Raw genomic sequence first — 20344 nt, forward strand, 5'->3', positions numbered from 1 at the left:
CCCACCACATCGCCACCCTGCTCGGCAAGCCGGCCGGCTCGATGGTCGGTGAGCTGCTGCGCGGCTCCTCGCAGCCGATCTTCCGCGGCGGCATCAAATCAGGCGTTCCCGCCGACCTGATCCGCAACCGCCCCGACATCCGCGTCGCCGAGCGCAATCTCGCCGCCGCCACCGCCGATATCGGCGTCGCCATCAGCCAGCTCTATCCGACGATCACGCTGTCGGGCTCGATCTCGCCGTCCCTGACCAACCGGGCCGGCCTGAGCAGCAGCAGCATGGCCAGCTGGTCCTTCGGCCCGACGCTGACCCTGCCGATCTTCGACGGCGGCCGCCTGCGCGCCAATGTCGACATCTCCAAGTCGACCGCCAAGACCCAGTACCTCGCCTGGAAGCAGACGGTTCTGGAAGCGGTCGAGGAAGTCGAAAACGCGCTCTCGGCCGTTCGCCGCGACGCCCAGACGGTTGCAGCCCTGCGCGCCCAGGTGAAGACCACCCAGGAAACGCTGGAACTGTCGACCGCCAGCTACAAGGACGGCGCCTCCTCGCTGCTCGACGTTCTCGACGCCCAGCGCCAGGTCTCGCTCGCCCAGGCAAGCCTGGCAGCCGCCGTCCAGCAGATGGCCAGGGACTACGTCTCCCTCAACGTCGCCATCGGCGGCGGATATACCCCGGACGGCAAGCCCACCGTTGCGCCGCCGAAGGCGAGCTGAGGAAGACGCGCGCCACGCCGCGCTTCTTGCCGGATCGCGCTCGCAGGCACTCTCGCTTGTCGCGGACATGCGATCGACGGTCGTGACCATGGCTAGAGGCCAACCAAGCGTGATCACAAAATCGTGAGTTGCATTATCACCGCGAAATAAACGGCGCGCGTCATTGAGCGATTATTAATGTAGATGTGCCGAAATGAAGCGGCTGGAAGTACGAAAACAGTGCATGCGCGAGCGCCGCATTTCCTTTTGATCCAACCCGGCGATCGCGACCCCCAGCCAGCTCCACGCTTAACCTTACCGGATAACCAATCCATTCGCATTCGCTTGAAAATGTTGGGGATTATGGCACTCTGATGCCATGACAAACATTCGTTCACCCAGATATAATGCCGAGGACACAGCTCGTACGCGGGAATGCGAAAACGTCTGCTCCACGGCGATTACCGATGTTGTCCGTCGCGCTGTCGCGGCGGGATGGCGCGAAGAGGAAATCGCGCTGCATTTGGCGGATGCCGCCGAGAATTATGTCATGTATCTCGCGACCAAGGCCGAGCGCAGGTTGATGGCCGCCAACAACAACTGAAGCGCCGACCGCGCGCCGGCATCCGGCCACGCGCGGACCGAGGGGAATGCATGCAGGGCCGCAGAACGATCCGGCAGGCTTGCACCGACTGAACTGTGACGCCCCCCGCACCTTTCGCGGGCGACCAGGCACCGATGGCGCCGCATGAACGCACCAGCCACGCTCTCGTGGCTCAGTGCGACACCGATTTCGAAAACAGATTGACGACGAGCACGCCGGCGATGATCAGCGCGAGCCCGAGGACGGCCGGCAAATCCAGCCGCTGCTTGAAATAGACGAGCCCGACCAGCGAGATCAGCACGATACCGAGCGCGCTCCAGATCGCATAGGCGATGCCAACGGGGATCACCCTCAGCGTGATCGACAGGCAGTAGAAGGCCGCCGCATAGCAGACGACGAGCACCAGCGCCGGGCCGAGACGGGTGAACTGTTGCGACAATTGCAGCGCCGTCGTGCCGATGACCTCGAGCACGATCGCGACGAAAAGCAGCGCATAGACCGCAACGGGCGCCATGGGCAAAATCCTCAACGTTCCCTGTTGGTCATATCGATGAGCCGCGCGATGAGCGCCGCGCGATCCTCCGTGCCGATCTCATGGCTGCCGAGCATGTCGGCGAGCCACAGGCCATCGACGGCGAAGCGCACGATCTGCAGATCGATCGACGAATCCGTGCCGACATACTCTTCGGCCCGCGCCTGCACCCATTGGCGCCAGCGATCCCGAAGCCGCGGCTCGGCGAGAAGCGCGATCGTCACCTGCGCCCAGTGCGCGGCCTCAGCTGGACTATCCCTCAGATCCGAGACCGCCCTCAGATAGGCGCGGCTGAACCGACCGTAGGAAACAGGATCCTCGCGCATCCGCTCTTCCATATCCGCATCGAAGCGGTCGAGCAGGCTCTCGAACAGCGCATCGATCAGCGCGTTCTTGGTCGGGAAATGATGCAGCAAGCCGCCCTTGCTGATGCCGGAGGCGCCGGAGACAGCGTCCAGCGTCACGTATCCCATCCCCTGCTCCATTGTCAGCCGCGCGGCGACATCAAGCAACTGCTGGCGAACGAGAGCGGGCTGTTTGCGGCGGTGATGAGCTGTAGACATGAGCCATAAAGATACCGTCTGGACGGTTTTGTCAAGAAGATCTGGCGGCAGTGCCTGTCGCCAAAGCGAATTGCCGCATCCATGCTGCAACGGTTGCGATCCAGGCTCGGGCGATGCAAATAAGAGCAGACGATCGAGGATTGAATTGTGAGTGAAGAAGTCATCACGCTATATCAGGCCGTTGGCGGGGAGCCGACCATCCGGGCGCTGTCCCGCCGCTTCTACGAGCTGATGGATACGCTGTCGGAAGCAAGCCACGTCCGCGCCGTGCATCCGCCGACGCTGGAAGGCAGTGAAGCGAAGTTCTACGACTACCTGACAGGCTATCTCGGCGGCCCGCCGCTCTATACCGACAAGCACGGCCATCCCAGATTGAGGAGCCGGCACTTCGTCGCCGAGATCGGCCCGGTCGAGCGTGACGAATGGCTGCTCTGCTTCCGCCGGGCGCTGGAAGAAACGGTGCCCCATCCCAAGCTGCGCGCGCTGATATGGGAACCGATCGAGCGCCTCGCCTTTCACATGCAGAACAAGGAATAGCCGGATGATACCGAATACCCGCTTCGTGCCGGCCTTCTATGTGCTGTCAGGCATTTTCGGCTTCGCCGGCGTCGCCCTCTCGGCCGCCGCCGCGCACGCCGGTGGCGATCCGCATCTTCTGGCCTCGGCCGCCGCGATGTGCCTGGCTCACGCCCCTGCCCTGCTGGCGCTTGCGATCGGCGCAGAGAAGCTGAAGACAGCGGCGATAGCGGGCGTCCTGATCGGCCTCGGCACGATCCTCTTCGCCGGTGACCTCGTCATGCTGCGCTTCGCCGGATCCGGCTTGTTTCCGATGGCGGCGCCGACAGGCGGTTTTGCGATGATGTTCGGCTGGCTGTCGGTGGCAGTCGGCGCCTTCTTCCGCACCGGCGTCAAGGCTGGCTGAGCGGTATCCGCCCGAAGCGGAGCAGATTGCCGTGCGGATCATGGATATAGAACTCTTCCATGTTCCACGGCCGCACCTGAAGCCCGGTCAGGCTTTTCACGCCCTTCGCGTCATATTCGGCGTGCAGGGCGCCGATACCACCGCCGCGCAGGTACACTGAGGTGCGCTCGCAAAGCGAACGATCATCGGTTCGCCAGAAATGCAGTTCCATGTCGTCCCGACGCACGATCAGGTAATCCTGCGCGTGATAGACGATCTCCCTGAAACCGAGCTCGCCGCGATAGAAGGCCAGCGTCTCCTCGATATCGAGAGACGGGAGCACCGGCAGAACCTCGATGCGATCGGGATTCTCCGCCATTCTCAGATACCGTCCACGACGTTGAAACCTTCGAAGACCGGCGGCCCCTTGTACATGGCCTTGCGATCCCCCGCATTGCGGTGCGCCGCACGGAATTCCTCCGATTTCGTCCAGTTCAGGAAATCGGCCTCGCTCTTCCAGATCGTGTGCGAGGCAAACAGCGTGTAGCCGCCCTCGACATTCTCCTTGCCGCGGAGCATCCGGAATTCCACGAACCCAGGAACCTTGGAGAGACTGGAATCGCGGTTGCGCCACACATCCTCGAAGTCCGCCTCAGAACCGGTCACCACCTGAAAGCGGTTCATCGCAATGAAGGTCATGGCCTCAAGCCTTTCGCTTACGCTCGGCCCTCGTCGACGCGAAGGCGACGACATTATTGCCGTTGGCGGCATCCGGGCCAAGCGGCTTTTCGGAAGGCTGGCCGGAAAGCCGCGCTTCCCATGCCGGGAATTCCGTGACGTTGGGATAGTGCTCGCGCCGTTCGGCATTGCGCATCATCAGGTCGTAGAGTTCGGGCACAAGTCCATCGCCATTCTGAGCGGCGAGCTTGTGCAGGCCGATCATCATGAAGCCCTCGGGGCGTTCGTCATTCATCTGGAAGCGTCTCGTTCATTCATCGTGGTGAGCGCGCGCTCGAGGCTGGACTTGCTGCCGTTGCGCAGCGGAATGAAGGTCTTGCCGAACTTCTTGCAGCCGGTCTTAACGCGCAGACACGCATCGTGGCTAATACAGTCGATGGGGCAGAATACGCAGTCGACCGACGGAAGCACGGTGTCGATGCGCGAAACCGCCTCGCGCAGCCCGCCATCGTGGTGGATCAGCTCGGCGCCGAAACTGCTTGCGATCTGCCTCAGATGCGCCACCTGGCAGTCACGCCCGCCGACATAGAGGAAGCTGCGACCATCGAGCTTGGAGCGCCCGGTCTCCTCCTGAACCGCGCGTGCATCCACGTTAACGCGGATCTCCCGGTTCGTCCCCTTCTTCCCCTTACGCGCCATTTACCACCCGTTCGCTCATTGATCGGCACACGATTCCCGTGTGTATGAGCGGACCTTAGTAAACTTGATTTTTATAGTAAAGTATAAAGTTGATTTTTTTTATCATATTTTCTCATCGGCCGCTCGTCAGCTGCACTTCCTGACTGAACGGCCACGTCGGCTTCCCCCATTCCGCAGGCAACGGAGGGAACGGCGCCGCGCGGCGTATGCTATCCAGTGCAGCCTGGTCGAGTTCCGGAATGCCGGAACTGCGGGCCACACTCAATCCGCTAAGGGCACCGGACGAACTGATCGTCAGCCTGATGCGGACCGTCATTGCCACGCCCATGCGCTTGAACTTGGTTGGAACCCGCATCGAACGCCTGAGCTTGGCCTCCAACTTGCCTTGATAGTTGGCGACGGCGGCACTTCCCGAACCGCCGACACTTCCAGCGCTGCGGGAATCATGGTCGGATTGCGCGGTCTCGCTGCCATCGGCGGTGCCCCGCTTGCTGTCCTGCTTGTTGTCACCCTTCGATCCAGCCGCCTGCGTCGTCTTCTTCGGCGGCGTCTTCTTCTCCACGGGCTTCGGCTTCTTGACCGGCGTCTCGGCCTTCGGCTTCGGCGTGGGAGTTGGCGTCGCATCCGGCTCGGGCGCGACCTCCGCGGTCTCGGTCGGCTGCACCGGCGTCACTTCCTCCGGTGTCGCCTGCGCGACCGGCGGCGTTTCCGGCGGAACTTCTTCCGGCACCTGCGTCGCCATCGGCTGCACCACGGACGTCTCCGCCGGCGTTTGCGATGTCAGAACCTCTGGCTCCTGGGCCGTTGCGTTCTCGGGTGAAACGCGCGTGACCTGCTGCGTCGGCGCGACAGCCTGCGGCTCGGCCGGTTGGGCCTGCTCAGGCGTGACTTCCGTCGGCTGCACGGTTTCGGGTTGAACGCTTTCCGCGACCACCTGATCGGGCTGCGGATCCTCGACATCCTCGCCGGAGGACTGCTGGTCCACATCGGAATCGCCAAGAATGATCACGCTCACCGTCTCGCCCGCTTCCTCGACAGGCTCCGTCGGCGTGACGACGATACCGATCAACAACGCGGCGACGAGTGCGACGTGAAAGATCAGCGAACTGGCACAGGCGGCGGTGACCACCCACTTGCGCTTGCCCTTTGTCGCGGCTTCCTTCTCCACAGCCGCATCCATGCTGGGAGCGGCCACATGGCCGCTGCTGGCGCTTCTGGGATCTTGCGGGAAAGATTCGATATGCGCGAACCGCGCATAGTGGATGACGGCTTCGGCGGCCGGCTGGCGAGGACAATTGCGCAGGTCCGACATTTCATGTCCCGGATGCATTCCGGGGTTGTTGTCGTTCGTCCCGGCATCAGCGACCGGCTCCTCAATGAGAACATGTCTCAATCTGGACTTTGCTGAAACTGCCATATGCATATGCCTCGGTCAGTTGAACCTGAAACCGCCGGACGTCATGTCCGGCGAGCCACTCAACCCTCGAAAGGAACGGAAACCTGCGAACGGGTCACGAGACCCTTCATGCACTCACCGGCCGCCAGACCATCACAGACGGGTGTGTCGTTGATCAGGATGCGGGTCACGGTCTCGCACTTCACGTTCGGCATATCGAACTGCCGCACGCGCTTCTTGCCCTGCGGCAGGTCGCGGAAGTCGAGAACGGTCACGCGATCGACAGCGTTCTTGTCGTTGAAGAAGGCGAGCTCGAAAGAAATCTTGTTGATCGGCGCCGCCAGGTTGTTCAGCGCCACGAAGGTCATCATGCAGCCCTTCTGCGAAGGCGCCAGAGCGTTCAGTTCGACCTCGAGACCGGCCTTCTGCGCGGCCTCCTGTGCATGGGCCTGCGACACCGCCGATACCGCCAAAAGCAAGCCCGCTACGAGCCTTGTTGCACCGCTCATCGCCATTCCACATTCTCCAGCATTTGCTCAAATATGACTTTTTCAGTCCGCTATTGCGTCTTTAAAAAATGATGACTATGAGAGTCAACATAATTATGAGCAAAACCGCACGCCGCGCGTGCAGTTCTAGCGGAACTAACCGACTGAAATGATGGTTGATAAACCAGACGCATCAAAGCATGTGGCGCTTCAGCGTGCTCCCGTTGCGGAAGTACGCACAATGGAAAGCGCCGATATTTTTCGCGGGGCAAGCGAGATCATGATCCATCACGATGGTGTGATCTATCGCATGAAGATCACCCGGCAGGGCAAACTCATTCTCAATAAGTAGGGGCATTGTAATGACTGACAACACCAAGGTCTCGCCGGCCGACATCCGCGCGTTTCGCGCTGAAAATCCGACGATGCGCGAGCGCGACATCGCTGCCCAGCTGAAGGTTTCGGAGGCAGCCCTCGTCGCTGCCGAAGTCGGCATCAGCGCGACCCGCATCGATGCCAGCGTCGAGAAGTTCCTCGGCCGCATCGCCGAGCTTGGCGAAGTCATGGCGCTGTCGCGCAACGAGAGCGCCGTTCACGAAAAGATCGGCACCTACGAGAACATCAAGTTCGGCCCGCAGGCCTCGATCGTGCTCGGCGAGAACATCGACCTGCGCATCTTCCCGAGCCGCTGGGCCCACGCCTTCGCTGTGACCAAGAGGGATGGCGATCAGGAGCGCCTCAGCCTCCAGTATTTCGACAAGGCCGGCGTTGCCGTCCACAAGGTGCATCTGCGCCCGGAATCGAACGTCGAAGCCTACCGCGCCCTGGTGCGCGACTTCACGCTCGAGGACCAGTCGCAGGACTTCATTGCCGACACCGCGAGCAACCCCGCGGACGAGAGCGGCGATGTGAGCCGCGAGGAGCTTCGCGAGCACTGGAGCAAGATGACCGACACCCACGAATTCTTCGGCATGCTGCGCAAGCTGAAGATCGGCCGCCAGGCCGCCGTGCGCACCGTCGGCGACGATTATGCCTGGCTGCTCGACACGGGCGCCACGACCGAAATGATGCATGCCGCCGCCAATGCCGGCCTGCCGATCATGTGCTTTGTCGCCAATGACGGCATCGTGCAGATCCATTCCGGCCCAATCCACAAGGTCGAAGCCATGGGTCCGTGGATCAACGTTCTCGACCCGACTTTCCACCTGCATCTGCGCCAGGATCACATCGCCGAGGCGTGGGCCGTGCGCAAGCCGACCAAGGACGGCCATGTCACCTCGCTCGAGGCTTACAACGCACAGGGTGAGATGATCATCCAGTTCTTCGGCAAGCGAAAGGAAGGCTCCGACGAACGCGCGGAATGGCGCGAGATCATCGAGAACCTGCCAAAGGCCGCGACCAGCGTCGCAGCGTAAGGGAATATGACGATGAGCAAGATTTCCTATCGCACATGCCTGCGCAGCGCAGCACTCTCTCTGGCAGTGCTTGTATTGCCGCTCGCATCATCCGCTAGGGCCGAGGATATCGACACCAGCCGGCTCGTCTCCGTGGGCGGCGACGTCACCGAGATCATCTACGCGCTCGGCGAGGAAAGCCGCCTGATCGCCCGCGACACCACAAGCATGTACCCCGAGGCCGCGATGAAGCTGCCCGACGTCGGCTATATGCGCGCGCTGTCGCCGGAAGGCATCCTGGCCATGAACCCGACGGCGATCATCGCCGTCGAAGGGTCCGGCCCGCCGGAGGCGCTCACCGTTCTCAAGGGCGCCAGCGTGCCCTTCGAGGTGGTGCCGAACGCCTATACGCGTGACGGCATCCTCGCCAAGATCGACAGGGTCGGCACCCTGCTCGGCATTCCCGACAAGACCAAGGAACTGGAAGCCAAGGTCGGCGCCGATCTCGACGCGGCCATTGCCGACGCCACGAAGCGGCCGGAAGGCGAGCGCAAGCGTGTGCTCTTCATCCTCAGCCTGCAGGGCGGCAAGGTCATGGCATCGGGCACCGGAACGGCCGCCGATGGCATCATCGCGCTCTCCGGCGCCGACAACGCAGTCGGCAACTTCCCGGGCTACAAGCCGCTGACCGACGAAGCGATCATCGAGGCCAAGCCCGACGTGATCCTGATGATGAGCCGCGCAGGTGCCACGACCTCGAACGACGACCTTTTGAAGCAGCCGGCCCTGGCGCTGACGCCGGCAGTGCAGAACAAGGCCGTCATCCGCATGGACGGCCTGCATCTGCTCGGCTTCGGTCCGCGCACGGCGAGCGCCGTTCGCGAGCTCAACGCGGCAATCTACGGGGGCTGACATGGCTCTGCACGACGCCATGGACGGGAAGCGCACAATGTTTTCGGCTGCAAACCTGCGCGCGCGTCACCGCATCGGTGACCGCTCGGCGCTGGCCTTGCTGGTGATCGCATTGCTTGTCGTCTGCTCCGTCCTGGCGTTGCTGTTCTCCGTCACGACCGGCGCCTCCGACGCCTCGTTCCTCGACGTCATCGCCAACCTCGCAGGCTCGCAGGATGCGCTCAATCTGCGTGACCGCATCATCATCTTCGATATCCGCATGCCCCGCGCCATCCTCGGCTTTCTCGTCGGAGGCTCGCTCGCGGTCTCTGGCGCGATCATGCAGGGGCTGTTCCGCAACCCGCTGGCCGACCCCGGCCTTGTCGGCGTGTCCTCCGGCGCAGGCCTCGGAGCTGTCGTCATGATCGTGCTCGGTGGCTCCTTCGCCGCCCCGCTCTATATACTTCTCGGCATCTACGCGCTGCCTCTGGCGGCCTTCGGCGGCGGCCTCGCCAGCACCTGGCTGCTCTATCGGATCGCCACCGGCCACGGCCGAACCTCCGTCGCCACCATGCTGCTCGCCGGCATCGCGCTCGGTTCGCTGGCGGGTGCGCTGACCGGCCTGCTCGTCTACATGGCCAACGACCAGCAGCTTCGCGACCTCACCTTCTGGGGCATGGGCTCGCTGGCCGGCTCCACCTGGACGAAGATTTCCGCGGCCGGCCCGATCATTCTCCTCTCCTTCGCCGCCATTCCCTTCATGGCGCGCGGGTTGAACGCCATCACGCTCGGAGAAGCTGCTGCCTTCCACATGGGCGTATCGGTGCAGCGGCTGAAGAACATCGCCATCGTCAGCGTCGCGGCCGCGACCGGCGCCTCCGTCGCCGTCAGCGGCGGCATCGGCTTCATCGGCATCGTCGTGCCGCACCTGCTGCGCATGGTGATCGGCCCGGATCACCGCTTCCTGCTACCGGCCTCCGCCCTACTCGGCGGATCGCTGCTGATCTTCGCCGACGTTCTCGCGCGCACCGTCGTGGCACCCGCCGAGCTACCGATCGGCATCATCACCGCAGCCGTCGGCGGACCCTTCTTCCTCTGGATTTTGCTGCGGCAGCGCTCGCGCCTGACCCTGTGAGTAAACTTTGATGATCGAAGTATCCGGCCTCTCCGTCCGCCTGTCCGGCAAGACGATCGTAAGCGACGTCGCCTTCACCGCCAGACCCGGCCAATTGACCGCGATCGCCGGTCCCAACGGCTCAGGCAAGACGACGACAATGAAGGCGGTATCGGGCGAACTATCCTACGAGGGCTCGGTCGGCTTCAACGGCCACGAAGTCCGCTCTCTACAGCCGTGGCAGCTGGCCGGCATGCGCGGCGTACTGCCCCAGGCAAGCAATATCTCCTTTCCCTTCACCGTCCGCGAAATCGTCCGCATGGGCCTGACCTCCGGCCTCAACCGGAACCCTGGCAAGGCCGAGCAGACGACCGCCAGGGCGCTGGCATCGGTCGACCTCGGGGGCTTCGAGGGACGGTTCTATCAGGAGCTCTCCGGCGGCGAACAGCAGCGTGTGCAGCTGGCCCGCGTGCTCTGCCAAATCGCCGATCCGGTGGTGGACGGCAAGCCCTGCTGGCTGCTGCTCGACGAACCGGTCTCCAGCCTCGACATCAGCCACCAGCTGACGATCATGACGCTGGCCCGCAAGTTCTGCCGGGCCGGCGGCGGCGTCATCGCCGTCATGCACGACCTCAACCTGACCGCCCTCTTCGCCGATCAGGTCATCCTGATGAAACAGGGCAGCCTCGCCGCAGCGGGAAGCGTCCGCGACGTCTTGACCGACGACATGATGCACTCGGTCTTCGGCTGCCGCCTGCGGATCAATCAAACGCCTCTGGACGATACCCCCTTCGTGCTTGCCCACTCCGCCGTAAGCGCCTGAAACAATCCGGCAATTGCCGCCGGCGACGGAACTTTTCACGCACCGGTGGCGTTAAGCTCGTGATTGATGTGGGTCATTGCCGGGCAACGCGTTTGCATGCACATTCGGCGGCGACCCTGTGTTTAAACAGGCGGCGCCTCGATGCGCCCTATAAAGGAGAAAAACACGTGGCTTCTTCGCTCCTCCATCCCCTTCGCAGCAATCGTCGCAACGGGGCGCTTGCAGATATCGAATCCACCGTCGAGGATCAGATCGAAACGTTGCGCGAAGAGATCGCGGCACTCACCAAGCTCGCGGGCAAGCAATCGCGAAAGCAGGGTGACAAGGTCCGCGCTCAAGCACTTGCCGGCTACGACGATCTCATCGCCCGCAGCGAGGATTTTCTGACGGAGTTGCAGAACGGTTATCTTCGCGGCACAAAGGAAGTGCGCAACACCGTGCGCAAACATCCTATGGCGACGGTTGGCGCGGCAGCAGCTTTTGGCCTTGTGCTCGCCCTCCTCGCTCGGCGTTAAGGGGGATTGATGCTTTTTCCGCTCATTAGCCTGCTCGTAGGCACGAGTGTTCACAAGACCGTTGCGCGCACCAAGCGCAACGGTATTTTCATTGGCATTGCCGCCATTCTGTTGCTGACTGCCTACGCGCTAGCGATCGTCGCCGGCGCCATCTGGCTCGCCGGCATCTATGGCCCGATCGGCGCAGCGCTGTTTCTCGCCGCCGGTGCATTGCTGGTGGCGATCATCGTGCTGGTGGTCATGATGATCATAAACGCCCAGGAAGCGCGGCGCGCCAAGGAACGCAAACAGGCAGTGGAATCGCTCGCAGCCGTCGGCATCGGCCTCGTTCGCTCTCAACCGCTACTGACCGCGGGCATCCTGGCCGCCGTCGTTGCCGCCAATTTCATGGGCTCCCGCAGCGACGACTAACCCCATCCGGCTATCATTGGCGGTTTTACCTGAACAAACAAAAGCCGGCGGCCCTTGGGCCGCCGGCTTTTTCCTCCCGTCTTTTTATGACGGTCCTCAGAAGGCAAAGGCCTTCGAGGTCAATGGCGAAGACGTCGCATCCGGCCCGAAATCGGCCTCGCCGCTGATCTGCAGAAGTTCCTGCAAACGCTGGCGAGCACGGTTCACGCGGCTCTTGATGGTACCGACCGCGCATTCGCAAATCTCAGCGGCTTCCTCGTAGGAGAAGCCCGACGCACCGACCAGAATGATCGCTTCACGCTGATCCGGCGGCAGTTGCTCAAGCGCCTTCTTGAAGTCCTGAAGGTCGAGCGCACCGTACTGCGACGGATGGGTCGCCATCGATTCCGTGAACAGGCCATCGCTGTCCTGGATCTCGCGACCGGCCTTGCGCATCTGACTGTAGAGTTCGTTGCGAAGGATGGTGAAGAGCCAGGCCTTCATGTTGGTGCCCATCTCGAAGTGATCCTGTTTTGCCCAGGCCTTCATGATGGTGTCCTGCACGAGATCATCTGCACGATCGTGACGACCGATCAGCGAGATGGCAAAAGCACGTAGGCTCGGCAAGGCCGACAGAAGCTCACGCTTGAAGCTAGGTTGCTGCTTATCCATGCGCCACCTTACTTCGCCGTTTTGGCCGAAGCGACGAGCTCGGCCTGGTCGAGTTTTTCCAGCAGGTCGAGAAAACGATCGGGGATCGCCTCCTCCTGGACAGCCGAATACAGCGATCGAAGCTTCACGCCGATCTGGCTGTTCGGATCCAGTATGTCGCTGGCGCGCATCTCCAGTCTTTGCTGATCTTTTTCACTGTTTCCTGTCGTCATCAACTTCACTTCTTGCCTGTTGTGCTTGAGCCCACGTTAAGCAGGTATATCGTCCTATACGTCTGCTTCGGTTCATCCAGCCATGAAAGCCATGAACGCTTCGTGCTGTGAGCGCGGCGGTCCCTCTATGGTAGCCAAGAGAATGCGCGGATGAAAAAAAAGTTCCGCAACCAGTGGAACTTTTTTGGGTTATCGTGCGTTTGCCAGTCATTAGAGCCGGTAACCGGCTATAACGGGAGCTTTCAATGACACTTTCCACACGAATTGCGCCGCATCTTCCATACCTGCGTCGTTATTCACGCGCGCTTACCGGTACGCAGACGTCTGGCGACGCCTACGTCGCGGCCGTACTTGAGGCGATCATTGCCGACCTCACGATTTTTCCGGATACGGCCGATGACCGTGTCGCACTCTACAAACTGTTCACGTCCCTGTTTAGTTCCGCGTCCGTGCAGATTCCCGAGCCCAGTTCTCCCTACGCGTGGGAGCAGCGCGCGACCCTCAACCTCTCCAAGGTTTCTCCCAAGGCGCGCCAGGCCTTCATTCTCGCCTCCGTCGAGAATTTCCGCGTCGCCGAGATCGCCCATATTCTCGATATCTCCGAAGGCGAAGTCGTCAGTCTTCTCGACAGCGCCTCGCGCGAAATTTCGCGCCAGGTCGCAACCGACATCATGATCATCGAGGACGAACCTTTGATCGCGATGGATATCGAGCAGATGGTCGAAAGCCTTGGCCACCGCGTGACCGGCATTGCCCGCACCCACGCAGAAGCGGTTGCCCTCTACAACAAGACAAAGCCAAGCATGGTGCTTGCCGATATTCAGTTGGCTGACGGCAGCTCGGGCATCGATGCCGTTAACGACATCCTCAAGACGGCGAGTGTTCCGGTTATCTTCATCACCGCTTTCCCAGAGCGGCTCTTGACGGGCGAGCGGCCGGAGCCGACCTTCCTGGTCACCAAGCCCTTCAACCCGGATATGGTGAAAGCCCTGATCAGCCAAGCGCTTTTCTTCAACGAATCCACCAAAGCGGCCGCTTGAAGGGAAGTTTCCTGACATTCGGAACAAAGCCAAAAAGAAAGCGTTCCAGTCATTCTGGGGCGCTTTTGCAGCCTTAACGGTTTCTGCAAAGCTTTGCTCTACAAACGAGCTTCCCGCACGGGAACCCTTTTTGAGAGCAAGACGAGACGATGATAGGGAAAGGCAGCTTGGTGGATAGGACGGAACCATTACTCGGTTTGCCTTTCGCTGCTGAGGGCAAGGCCGTGCTGATGGAACGCGCGCTTGCCAGTGCCGGCATTTCCGTTGTCTTCCAGGATCCCGATCTTTCTATCGTCTATGCCGAAAACCTGCCGCCGCATTTCGAGGGAATTGCCGTGCCCGGCGGCAGCGACGCCGAACTCTTCGGCGAAGCGCACGGCGCCAATCTTGAGGCATTGAAGGCGCGAGTTCTCGAAACCGGAGCGCCGGCAAGCACGGAAGTCGATATTGCCATCGAAGGCGAAATGCGCACCTACGAGCTGAAAATCCAGCGCGTCGGTGTCGAACATGTCACCGGCGTGCTGTCGATCATTACCGAAGTCACGGAAGTCAGGCACCGTGAGAAGGTGCTGAAGTCCCTCCTCCGCGAACTCTCGCACCGTTCCAAGAACCTGCTTGCCATCATTCAGGGCATCGCGACGCAGACCGCCCGTAACACCCTGTCTCTGGATGGTTTTCTCGTGAAGTTCCGCGGCCGGCTACAGTCGCTCTCAAACTCCCAGGATCTCGTCACCGATTCCAGCTGGCGGGGCGCTTTCCTCTTCGAACTGGCGCAGAAGCAGTTCGCGCCCTATTGGCCCGAAATGGCCGGCGCCGTTCCGATTTTCGGCACGAATATACATCTGACGCCAAATGCCGCCGTGCATCTCGGCCTTGCCTTGCACGAACTCATCGTCAACTCCGCGTCGCACGGAACGATCGCCCACGGCACGCCCTCGATCGCGCTTGATTGTCAGGAAGCGGCGCTCTCCGGTCGTCGCGCCATCCAGATTTCCTGGATCGAGATCCTGAACGACAAGAGCGAAGTGCACGAGTTCAGCGACAACAGCTTCGGCAAGACCGTGCTCGAACGCGTCGTCCCCTCCTCTGTCAACGGCAAGGCCGAGCTCAACCTTTTGCCCGGACGGATCGAATACCGGCTGACCATCCCTGACGCCGAGTTCGAGATCCTCAAGCGCGCGCCCCAGATGGTGGCCACGCGCTAACTCTCGCTGCTCCGCGTCAACTCGTCATCAATCAGGAAAACAGCGCCAAAACGAAGAACAGCCAGTGCGAGGGCGGCGCACCGGCTGTTCTTCACTCATCGGGAGGGGACCGTGAGTAGTCTGAACGACGGGTTGGGGGCGCGCATATTGGGTCAATGCGGTCATCGTTCAGATACCTCAAAAACGGCCAGTCAGAACTTTGGTTCCATCCATTCCCACAAAAAAACCAAAAAAATTAACGCTTCGGCCCTGCGCCGATTGTGGTGGCTTGACGAAGCGCAATTACGCATTGGGCCTCCTCAAATTAACCATTTAAAAACAACAGCTTGAAGATCGAGAATGGGCAGAAACCGTAAAAATTTTACCGTTTGATAAATTTTTTATCCTGAGTTACGCTTCGTTCCACTGGCCGTTTACCTATAATGAGGGAACTTCAATGGAACGTCTGGACACTGGGATTCATGCTGGCCGGCTTTCGCCCGCCGAGTATGACAAGAATTTTTCCGATCTTCACCCGCGCCTCGACAAGCACGAGGCTTTGGTCGCCGCCGACCGCTGTTATTTCTGTTACGACGCGCCCTGTATGACGGCCTGTCCCACCGCCATCGATATCCCGCTCTTCATCCGGCAGATATCGACTGGCAATCCCCTCGGCTCCGCCAAGACCATCTTCGACCAAAACATTTTGGGCGGCATGTGCGCCCGCGTCTGTCCCACCGAAGAGCTCTGCGAGCAGGCCTGCGTGCGCAACACGGCCGAGGAACGCCCCGTCGAGATCGGCCGCCTGCAGCGTTACGCCACCGATGCGGCGATGCAGGCCGGCAAGCAGTATTACACCCGCGCTGCTTCATCAGGTAAGAAGATCGCCGTCGTCGGCGCCGGCCCGGCTGGCCTCGCCGCCGCGCACCGCCTCGCGGTCAAGGGCCACGAGGTCGTGATCTACGACGCCAATCCGAAATCCGGCGGTCTCAACGAATACGGCATCGCCACCTACAAATCGGTCGACGGCTTCGCGCAGAAGGAAGTCGACTATGTGCTCTCAATCGGCGGCATCGATATCCGGCACGGCCAACAGCTCGGCCGCGATCTCCATCTCGCCGACCTGCAGGCACAATATGACGCCGTCTTTCTCGGCATCGGTCTCTCCGGCGTCAACGCATTGCGCGTCGAAGGCGAAAACCTCTCGGGCGTCGACGACGCCGTCGATTTCATCGCCGCATTGCGCCAGACCGACAACAAGGCCGACATCGCCATCGGCCGCCGCGTCATCGTGCTCGGCGGCGGCATGACCGCCATCGATGCGGCCGTGCAGGCGAAACTGCTGGGCGCCGAGGAGGTGACCATCTGCTACCGCCGCGGCAAGGAGCACATGAACGCCTCCGAGTTCGAGCAGGATCTGGCAACCTCCAAGGGCGTCATCATCCGCCACTGGCTGGCGCCGAAGGCGATCCTTGCACAGGACGGCAAGGTCGCGGCCCTTGAGGTCGAATACACCACGCTGTCGGAAGGACGCCTGGCGACCACGGGCGAAACCGGCGTCATCGCAGCCGACCAGATCTTCAAGGCGATCGGCCAGGCCCTCGTCTCGTCGAGCCTCGGAAGCCTGCGTCTGGAGTCCGGCCGCATCGTCGTCGACGCCGAAGGCCGCACCTCGCTTGACGGCGTCTGGGCCGGCGGCGACTGCGTCTTTGGGGGCAACGACCTCACCGTCTCGGCCGTCGCCAATGGCCGCGACGCCGCAGAATCCATCCACCGCATGCTGGCCGCTGGTGTGCAGCCAGCCGTTGCCGTCGCCTGAAGGGGAGAGTGAACCATGGCTGATCTCCGCAACAATTTCGTCGGCATCAAATCGCCGAACCCCTTCTGGCTCGCCTCGGCGCCGCCGACAGACAAGGCCTACAACGTCGAGCGTGCCTTCAAGGCCGGCTGGGGCGGCGTGGTCTGGAAGACGCTCGGCGAGGAAGGCCCGCCGGTCGTCAACGTCAACGGCCCGCGCTACGGCGCCATCTGGGGCGCCGACCGCCGCCTGCTTGGCCTGAACAACATCGAGCTCATCACCGATCGCGACCTCTACACCAACCTGCGCGAGATGAAGCAGGTGAAGATGAACTGGCCGGACCGCGCCCTAATCGCCTCGATCATGGTCCCCTGCGAGGAAGAGAGCTGGAAGGCGATCCTGCCGCTGGTGGAGGAAACAGGCGCCGACGGCATCGAGCTCAACTTCGGCTGTCCGCACGGCATGTCCGAGCGCGGCATGGGCGCCGCCGTCGGACAGGTGCCCGAATATATCGAGATGGTGGTGCGCTGGTGCAAGCAATACACCCGCATGCCCGTCATCACCAAGCTGACGCCCAACATCACCGACATCAGGAAGCCCGCCCGCGCCGCCAAGTCGGGCGGCACCGACGCGGTCTCGCTCATCAACACCATCAACTCGATCACCTCGGTCAATCTCGACACCTTCTCGCCGGAACCCTCGATCGACGGACGCGGCAGCCATGGCGGCTATTGCGGCCCGGCGGTCAAGCCGATCGCGCTCAACATGGTGGCCGAGATCGCCCGCGACCCGGAAACCTACGGTATGCCGATCTCGGGCATCGGCGGCATCACCACCTGGCGCGACGCCGCCGAATTCCTGGCGCTCGGCGCCGGCAACGTGCAGGTCTGCACGGCGGCGATGACCTACGGCTTCAAGATCGTCCAGGAGATGATCACGGGCCTCTCCGACTGGATGGACGCCAAGGGCCACCGCAACCTCGACGACATCACAGGCCGCGCCGTGCCGAATGTGTCCGACTGGCAGTACCTGAACCTCAACTACATCGCCAAGGCGAAGATCGACCAGGACGCCTGCATCAAGTGCGGCCGCTGTCACATCGCCTGCGAGGACACCTCGCACCAGGCGATCACACAGTTCGTCGATGGTGTCAGGCACTTCGAGGTGATGGAAGACGAATGCGTCGGCTGCAACCTCTGCGTCAACGTCTGTCCCGTCGAAAACTGCATCACCATGGAGCAGCTGCCCGCAGGCAGCCTCGATGAACGCACCGGCAAGACCGTCGACCCCAACTACGCCAACTGGACGACGCATCCGAACAACCCGATGGCCCGGCAGGCCGCGGAGTAGGCATTGCGCCTACCGGCAAAACACACGGCCATACCGTGAAGCAAAGCTTCACGGTATGGCCCCGCCACACGCGGTGCCACTATCGTCGGCATTTTAGCGATCTTTTACACGAGATCCTAAGTCGCCCCCCGATACAACCCTAAGAGGTTTTCGGGGTGGATCATGAAGTTTCCAATCGTTGTCGCCATATGCTCATTGACCTCGTTCCTTGCAGCGGGTGGCTACTCAGTGATGCCCGACGCAGTGCGCTACACATTTGCGACAGACCCCACCCAGCCGATGATCATCAACAGCGGCGTGATCGTTCAGCAGGGAACCTCCTGCAACATAAAAGGCAACGTCAGCATCAATTCCGGCGAACGCATCTTCCATGTACCGGGCCAGCACTACTACGCGGCCACGAAGATTTCGCCACAATACGGCGAGCGTTGGTTCTGCTCGGAGCAGGAGGCCCGCGCGGCGGGTTGGCGCAAGGCCAATTTCTGAAGATCAAACGCACTGCCAACAAACCCAGAGGACTTGACAGCACGCTCGGTGAGAGCGAGCTATGTCAGGTCAGCTGAACCCGACAATCCCCGGGATACGCCCATGATCGACGCACTTGGTATACGCGTGAAGAGCCCGGCACATCCGGGAGACTTTCTGAAGCACGAAGTTCTGGAAGACTTGGAGCTTTCGGTCACCGATGCCGCGCGCGTCCTCGGCTTCACCCGCCCTGCTCTCTCCGCGCTGCTCAACGAGCGCTCGTCCCTATCTCCGGAAATGGCGCTGCGGTTCGAGATAGCATTCGGGCTGTCCATGGACACGCTGATGCGAATGCAGAGCAGCTTCGATATCGCTCAGGCACGCAAGCGCGAAATGGACATTGACGTCCAGCCTTACCGCGCCCCCACGCATCCCTAACTCACCCCGCAAACGTCCTGCGATACGCCCCCGGGCTCGTTCCCAGCCGCTTGCGAAAGTGATGCCGCATCGTCGCCAGCGTGCCGAAGCCGCTCGCTTCAGCGATATCGTCCAAGGATATGCCGCCTTGTCTTTCCAGCAGCTGCCGGGCATGGCGCAGCCGTTCCATCAGCAGCCACTCGCCGACACTATGGCCTGTCGTGCTCTCGAACCGGCGCTGAAAGGTTCGCTGGCTCATCCCGGCCTTCGCCGCGAGCAGGCTGATCGGCTGCTCTTCGTTCAGCCGCTGCCGCATCCACTCGATCAGCGGCCCGAGCCGTATGCCCTCGCGCTCCTGAGGCACGGGTGCATGGATGAACTGCGCTTGCCCACCCTCGCGATGCGGTGGCAGCACCAGACGCCGCGCCACGCTGTTGGCCGCTTCCGCGCCGAAATCGCCGCGCACGACATGCAGGCAGAGATCGATCCCGGCAGCGCTGCCGGCGGCTGTCAAAAGACTGCCCTCGTCCATGTAGAGAACATCGGCATCGAAACGGATGTCAGGATAGCGCGCCGCGATCGCCGCGACATAACGCCAATGCGTCGTCGCCCTGCGCCCGTCGAGAAGGCCTGAGGCTGCGAGCACGGCGACACCGGAGCAGAGTGACATGATCCGTACACCGCGCTGGTACGCCGCGCGCAAGGCATCGACGAGCGCATCCGGCACCGGCGCATCGATCGCGCGCCAGCCGGGCACAACGATCAGATCTGCCTCACCGAGCACATCCAGCCCGTGATCCACGGAAACCATGAGCCCGCCCGCCGCCCGAAGCGGCCCGGGCTCGACGCCGCAGACCGAGTAGCGATACCACCCCTCGCCCATTTCAGGGCGCGACAGTCCGAAAACCTCGTAAGCGATGCCGAACTCGAAGGTGCAGAGCCCGTCATAGGCGAGCACCGCCACATGCGGGCCTTTCAACGTATTTGGCATGATCTTCACGCTATCCGTCATTATGGCCAGTTTCGCCAAGCCATAACATCGGCGACAACAGGCGGCAACGTCAACCGAGAGGAAACGCCATGCCAAGCTTCGTCGCCGAACCCCCTGCCGCCTCGTCCGAGGCCACCGCCGCCTACTACGCCCGCAAGCTCGCCTTCGAGACCGATTGCTGGGATGTCCACGCCTCGCTGGCCGCCGGCCATCGCGACTTCGTGCTGCTGGACGTCCGTTCGCCCGCGCATTACACAGCCTCCCACATCCCCGGCGCCATCAACCTGCCGCACGGCAAGATGACGGCGCATCGTATGTCCGAATGGCCTCAGGACACGCTCTTCGTCGTCTACTGCGCCGGCCCGCACTGCAACGGTACCGACAAGGCGGCATTGCGGCTTGCCCGCCTCGGCCTAGCCGTGAAGGTAATGATCGGCGGCATGACCGGCTGGGCCGACGAGGGCTTTGCGTTCGAAAGCGCGCCAGCGATATCGGCCGCCTGACCGGAGATTGAAATTTCTCGCGCCGCTCGCGATAG

30 protein-coding genes are annotated in these 20344 nt (G+C 62.0%); 19 read left to right on the forward strand and 11 right to left on the reverse strand.

All coding sequences use genetic code 11. From position 1 onward, the window contains the following. Positions 1 to 710: efflux transporter outer membrane subunit (locus QTL95_RS08745; protein WP_289719599.1), on the forward strand; the 710-nt coding region annotated here is incomplete at its 5' end. Positions 711 to 1068: 358 nt separating this feature from the next. Next, positions 1069 to 1293, forward strand: coding sequence for a hypothetical protein (locus QTL95_RS08750; protein ID WP_289719600.1), 225 nt, complete (start codon positions 1069 to 1071; stop codon positions 1291 to 1293). A 172-nt stretch (positions 1294 to 1465) separates the two neighbouring features. Here QTL95_RS08750 and QTL95_RS08755 read toward each other — a convergent pair whose 3' ends face one another. Beyond that, positions 1466 to 1807 carry an SMR family transporter gene (locus QTL95_RS08755; RefSeq protein ID WP_289719601.1) on the reverse strand — a complete coding sequence of 114 codons (342 nt, stop codon included), beginning with the start codon at positions 1805 to 1807 and terminating at the stop codon, positions 1466 to 1468. 11 nt (positions 1808 to 1818) lie between these two features. Then, on the reverse strand, positions 1819 to 2388 hold the full coding sequence (locus tag QTL95_RS08760) for a TetR/AcrR family transcriptional regulator (protein WP_289719602.1): 570 nt from the start codon (positions 2386 to 2388) through the stop codon (positions 1819 to 1821). A 147-nt stretch (positions 2389 to 2535) separates the two neighbouring features. Between QTL95_RS08760 and QTL95_RS08765 the strand changes: the two genes are divergently transcribed. After that, positions 2536 to 2925, forward strand: a complete 390-nt coding sequence (locus QTL95_RS08765; protein WP_289719603.1) for a group II truncated hemoglobin — start codon at positions 2536 to 2538, stop codon at positions 2923 to 2925. Between the two features lie 4 nt (positions 2926 to 2929). Then, complete coding sequence (locus QTL95_RS08770) at positions 2930 to 3310, forward strand: DUF423 domain-containing protein (RefSeq protein WP_289719604.1); 381 nt, start codon at positions 2930 to 2932, stop codon at positions 3308 to 3310. On the opposite strand, the gene QTL95_RS08775 is transcribed toward QTL95_RS08770, so the two are convergent. The 6 genes from QTL95_RS08775 to QTL95_RS08800 all read right to left on the reverse strand — a co-directional run bounded on the left by QTL95_RS08775 (position 3297) and on the right by QTL95_RS08800 (position 6571). After that, positions 3297 to 3668: a bleomycin resistance protein gene (locus QTL95_RS08775; protein WP_289719605.1), complete on the reverse strand. Its 372-nt coding sequence runs from the start codon at positions 3666 to 3668 to the stop codon at positions 3297 to 3299. The genes QTL95_RS08770 and QTL95_RS08775 overlap by 14 nt on opposite strands. A gap of 2 nt (positions 3669 to 3670) precedes the next feature. Then, positions 3671 to 3988 (reverse strand): antibiotic biosynthesis monooxygenase family protein, encoded by a 318-nt coding sequence (locus tag QTL95_RS08780; protein ID WP_289719606.1) that lies wholly within the window; start codon positions 3986 to 3988, stop codon positions 3671 to 3673. Positions 3989 to 3992: 4 nt separating this feature from the next. Beyond that, on the reverse strand, positions 3993 to 4262 hold the full coding sequence (locus QTL95_RS08785; RefSeq protein WP_289719607.1) for a hypothetical protein: 270 nt from the start codon (positions 4260 to 4262) through the stop codon (positions 3993 to 3995). Continuing rightward, a complete protein-coding gene (locus QTL95_RS08790) occupies positions 4259 to 4666 on the reverse strand; it encodes a DUF2325 domain-containing protein (protein ID WP_289719608.1) in 408 nt (135 codons plus the stop codon). The genes QTL95_RS08785 and QTL95_RS08790 overlap by 4 nt, the downstream gene beginning before the upstream one ends. Before the next feature lie 112 nt (positions 4667 to 4778). Next, positions 4779 to 6083, reverse strand: coding sequence for a TonB family protein (locus QTL95_RS08795; RefSeq protein WP_289719609.1), 1305 nt, complete (start codon positions 6081 to 6083; stop codon positions 4779 to 4781). Positions 6084 to 6142: 59 nt separating this feature from the next. After that, on the reverse strand, positions 6143 to 6571 hold the full coding sequence (locus QTL95_RS08800) for a hypothetical protein (RefSeq protein ID WP_442981275.1): 429 nt from the start codon (positions 6569 to 6571) through the stop codon (positions 6143 to 6145). 148 nt (positions 6572 to 6719) lie between these two features. On the opposite strand from QTL95_RS08800, the gene hemP reads away from it, so the two are divergent. The 7 genes from hemP to QTL95_RS08835 all read left to right on the forward strand — a co-directional run bounded on the left by hemP (position 6720) and on the right by QTL95_RS08835 (position 11698). Next, positions 6720 to 6902, forward strand: a complete 183-nt coding sequence (hemP, locus tag QTL95_RS08805) for a hemin uptake protein HemP (RefSeq protein ID WP_289719611.1) — start codon at positions 6720 to 6722, stop codon at positions 6900 to 6902. Between the two features lie 10 nt (positions 6903 to 6912). Beyond that, positions 6913 to 7965: a hemin-degrading factor gene (locus QTL95_RS08810; RefSeq protein ID WP_289719612.1), complete on the forward strand. Its 1053-nt coding sequence runs from the start codon at positions 6913 to 6915 to the stop codon at positions 7963 to 7965. Between the two features lie 6 nt (positions 7966 to 7971). Further along, positions 7972 to 8856, forward strand: coding sequence for a heme/hemin ABC transporter substrate-binding protein (locus QTL95_RS08815; RefSeq protein WP_442981274.1), 885 nt, complete (start codon positions 7972 to 7974; stop codon positions 8854 to 8856). Between the two features lies 1 nt (position 8857). Then, positions 8858 to 9970, forward strand: a complete 1113-nt coding sequence (locus tag QTL95_RS08820) for a FecCD family ABC transporter permease (protein ID WP_289719614.1) — start codon at positions 8858 to 8860, stop codon at positions 9968 to 9970. 10 nt (positions 9971 to 9980) lie between these two features. Next, on the forward strand, positions 9981 to 10772 hold the full coding sequence (locus QTL95_RS08825) for a heme ABC transporter ATP-binding protein (protein ID WP_289719615.1): 792 nt from the start codon (positions 9981 to 9983) through the stop codon (positions 10770 to 10772). A gap of 167 nt (positions 10773 to 10939) precedes the next feature. Beyond that, positions 10940 to 11287 carry a DUF883 family protein gene (locus QTL95_RS08830; RefSeq protein WP_289719616.1) on the forward strand — a complete coding sequence of 116 codons (348 nt, stop codon included), beginning with the start codon at positions 10940 to 10942 and terminating at the stop codon, positions 11285 to 11287. Between the two features lie 9 nt (positions 11288 to 11296). Beyond that, on the forward strand, positions 11297 to 11698 hold the full coding sequence (locus QTL95_RS08835) for a hypothetical protein (protein WP_289719617.1): 402 nt from the start codon (positions 11297 to 11299) through the stop codon (positions 11696 to 11698). Between the two features lie 96 nt (positions 11699 to 11794). Here QTL95_RS08835 and QTL95_RS08840 read toward each other — a convergent pair whose 3' ends face one another. Next, the gene (locus QTL95_RS08840) at positions 11795 to 12349 is read right to left on the reverse strand and encodes an RNA polymerase sigma factor (protein WP_037186043.1); all 555 of its coding nucleotides are present in this window, start codon (positions 12347 to 12349) and stop codon (positions 11795 to 11797) included. 8 nt (positions 12350 to 12357) lie between these two features. Further along, positions 12358 to 12519 carry a NepR family anti-sigma factor gene (locus QTL95_RS08845; RefSeq protein WP_289719703.1) on the reverse strand — a complete coding sequence of 54 codons (162 nt, stop codon included), beginning with the start codon at positions 12517 to 12519 and terminating at the stop codon, positions 12358 to 12360. A gap of 287 nt (positions 12520 to 12806) precedes the next feature. Here QTL95_RS08845 and QTL95_RS08850 point away from each other — a divergent pair, with 287 nt between their 5' ends. From QTL95_RS08850 to QTL95_RS08880, 7 genes are all read left to right on the forward strand, one after another. Next, entirely contained in the window at positions 12807 to 13601 is a 795-nt protein-coding gene (locus QTL95_RS08850) for a response regulator (RefSeq protein ID WP_289719618.1), read from the forward strand. A 149-nt stretch (positions 13602 to 13750) separates the two neighbouring features. Beyond that, positions 13751 to 14806 carry a sensor histidine kinase gene (locus QTL95_RS08855; RefSeq protein ID WP_289719619.1) on the forward strand — a complete coding sequence of 352 codons (1056 nt, stop codon included), beginning with the start codon at positions 13751 to 13753 and terminating at the stop codon, positions 14804 to 14806. A 111-nt stretch (positions 14807 to 14917) separates the two neighbouring features. After that, positions 14918 to 15136 (forward strand): hypothetical protein, encoded by a 219-nt coding sequence (locus tag QTL95_RS08860; RefSeq protein ID WP_289719620.1) that lies wholly within the window; start codon positions 14918 to 14920, stop codon positions 15134 to 15136. 106 nt (positions 15137 to 15242) lie between these two features. Continuing rightward, positions 15243 to 16604: an NAD(P)-dependent oxidoreductase gene (locus QTL95_RS08865; protein WP_289719621.1), complete on the forward strand. Its 1362-nt coding sequence runs from the start codon at positions 15243 to 15245 to the stop codon at positions 16602 to 16604. Between the two features lie 15 nt (positions 16605 to 16619). Further along, on the forward strand, positions 16620 to 17933 hold the full coding sequence (preA, locus tag QTL95_RS08870; RefSeq protein WP_289719622.1) for an NAD-dependent dihydropyrimidine dehydrogenase subunit PreA: 1314 nt from the start codon (positions 16620 to 16622) through the stop codon (positions 17931 to 17933). A 162-nt stretch (positions 17934 to 18095) separates the two neighbouring features. Beyond that, positions 18096 to 18419 carry a sunset domain-containing protein gene (locus tag QTL95_RS08875; protein WP_289719623.1) on the forward strand — a complete coding sequence of 108 codons (324 nt, stop codon included), beginning with the start codon at positions 18096 to 18098 and terminating at the stop codon, positions 18417 to 18419. A 102-nt stretch (positions 18420 to 18521) separates the two neighbouring features. Beyond that, entirely contained in the window at positions 18522 to 18836 is a 315-nt protein-coding gene (locus tag QTL95_RS08880; RefSeq protein WP_289719624.1) for a HigA family addiction module antitoxin, read from the forward strand. Position 18837: 1 nt separating this feature from the next. Here QTL95_RS08880 and ftrA read toward each other — a convergent pair whose 3' ends face one another. Then, positions 18838 to 19827, reverse strand: a complete 990-nt coding sequence (gene ftrA, locus QTL95_RS08885) for a transcriptional regulator FtrA (protein ID WP_289719625.1) — start codon at positions 19825 to 19827, stop codon at positions 18838 to 18840. Positions 19828 to 19895: 68 nt separating this feature from the next. On the opposite strand from ftrA, the gene QTL95_RS08890 reads away from it, so the two are divergent. Continuing rightward, a complete protein-coding gene (locus QTL95_RS08890; protein ID WP_289719627.1) occupies positions 19896 to 20309 on the forward strand; it encodes a rhodanese-like domain-containing protein in 414 nt (137 codons plus the stop codon). Positions 20310 to 20344: the final 35 nt, after the last annotated feature.

Source organism: Rhizobium sp. S152, from assembly GCF_030380735.1.
GTDB lineage: Bacteria > Pseudomonadota > Alphaproteobacteria > Rhizobiales > Rhizobiaceae > Rhizobium.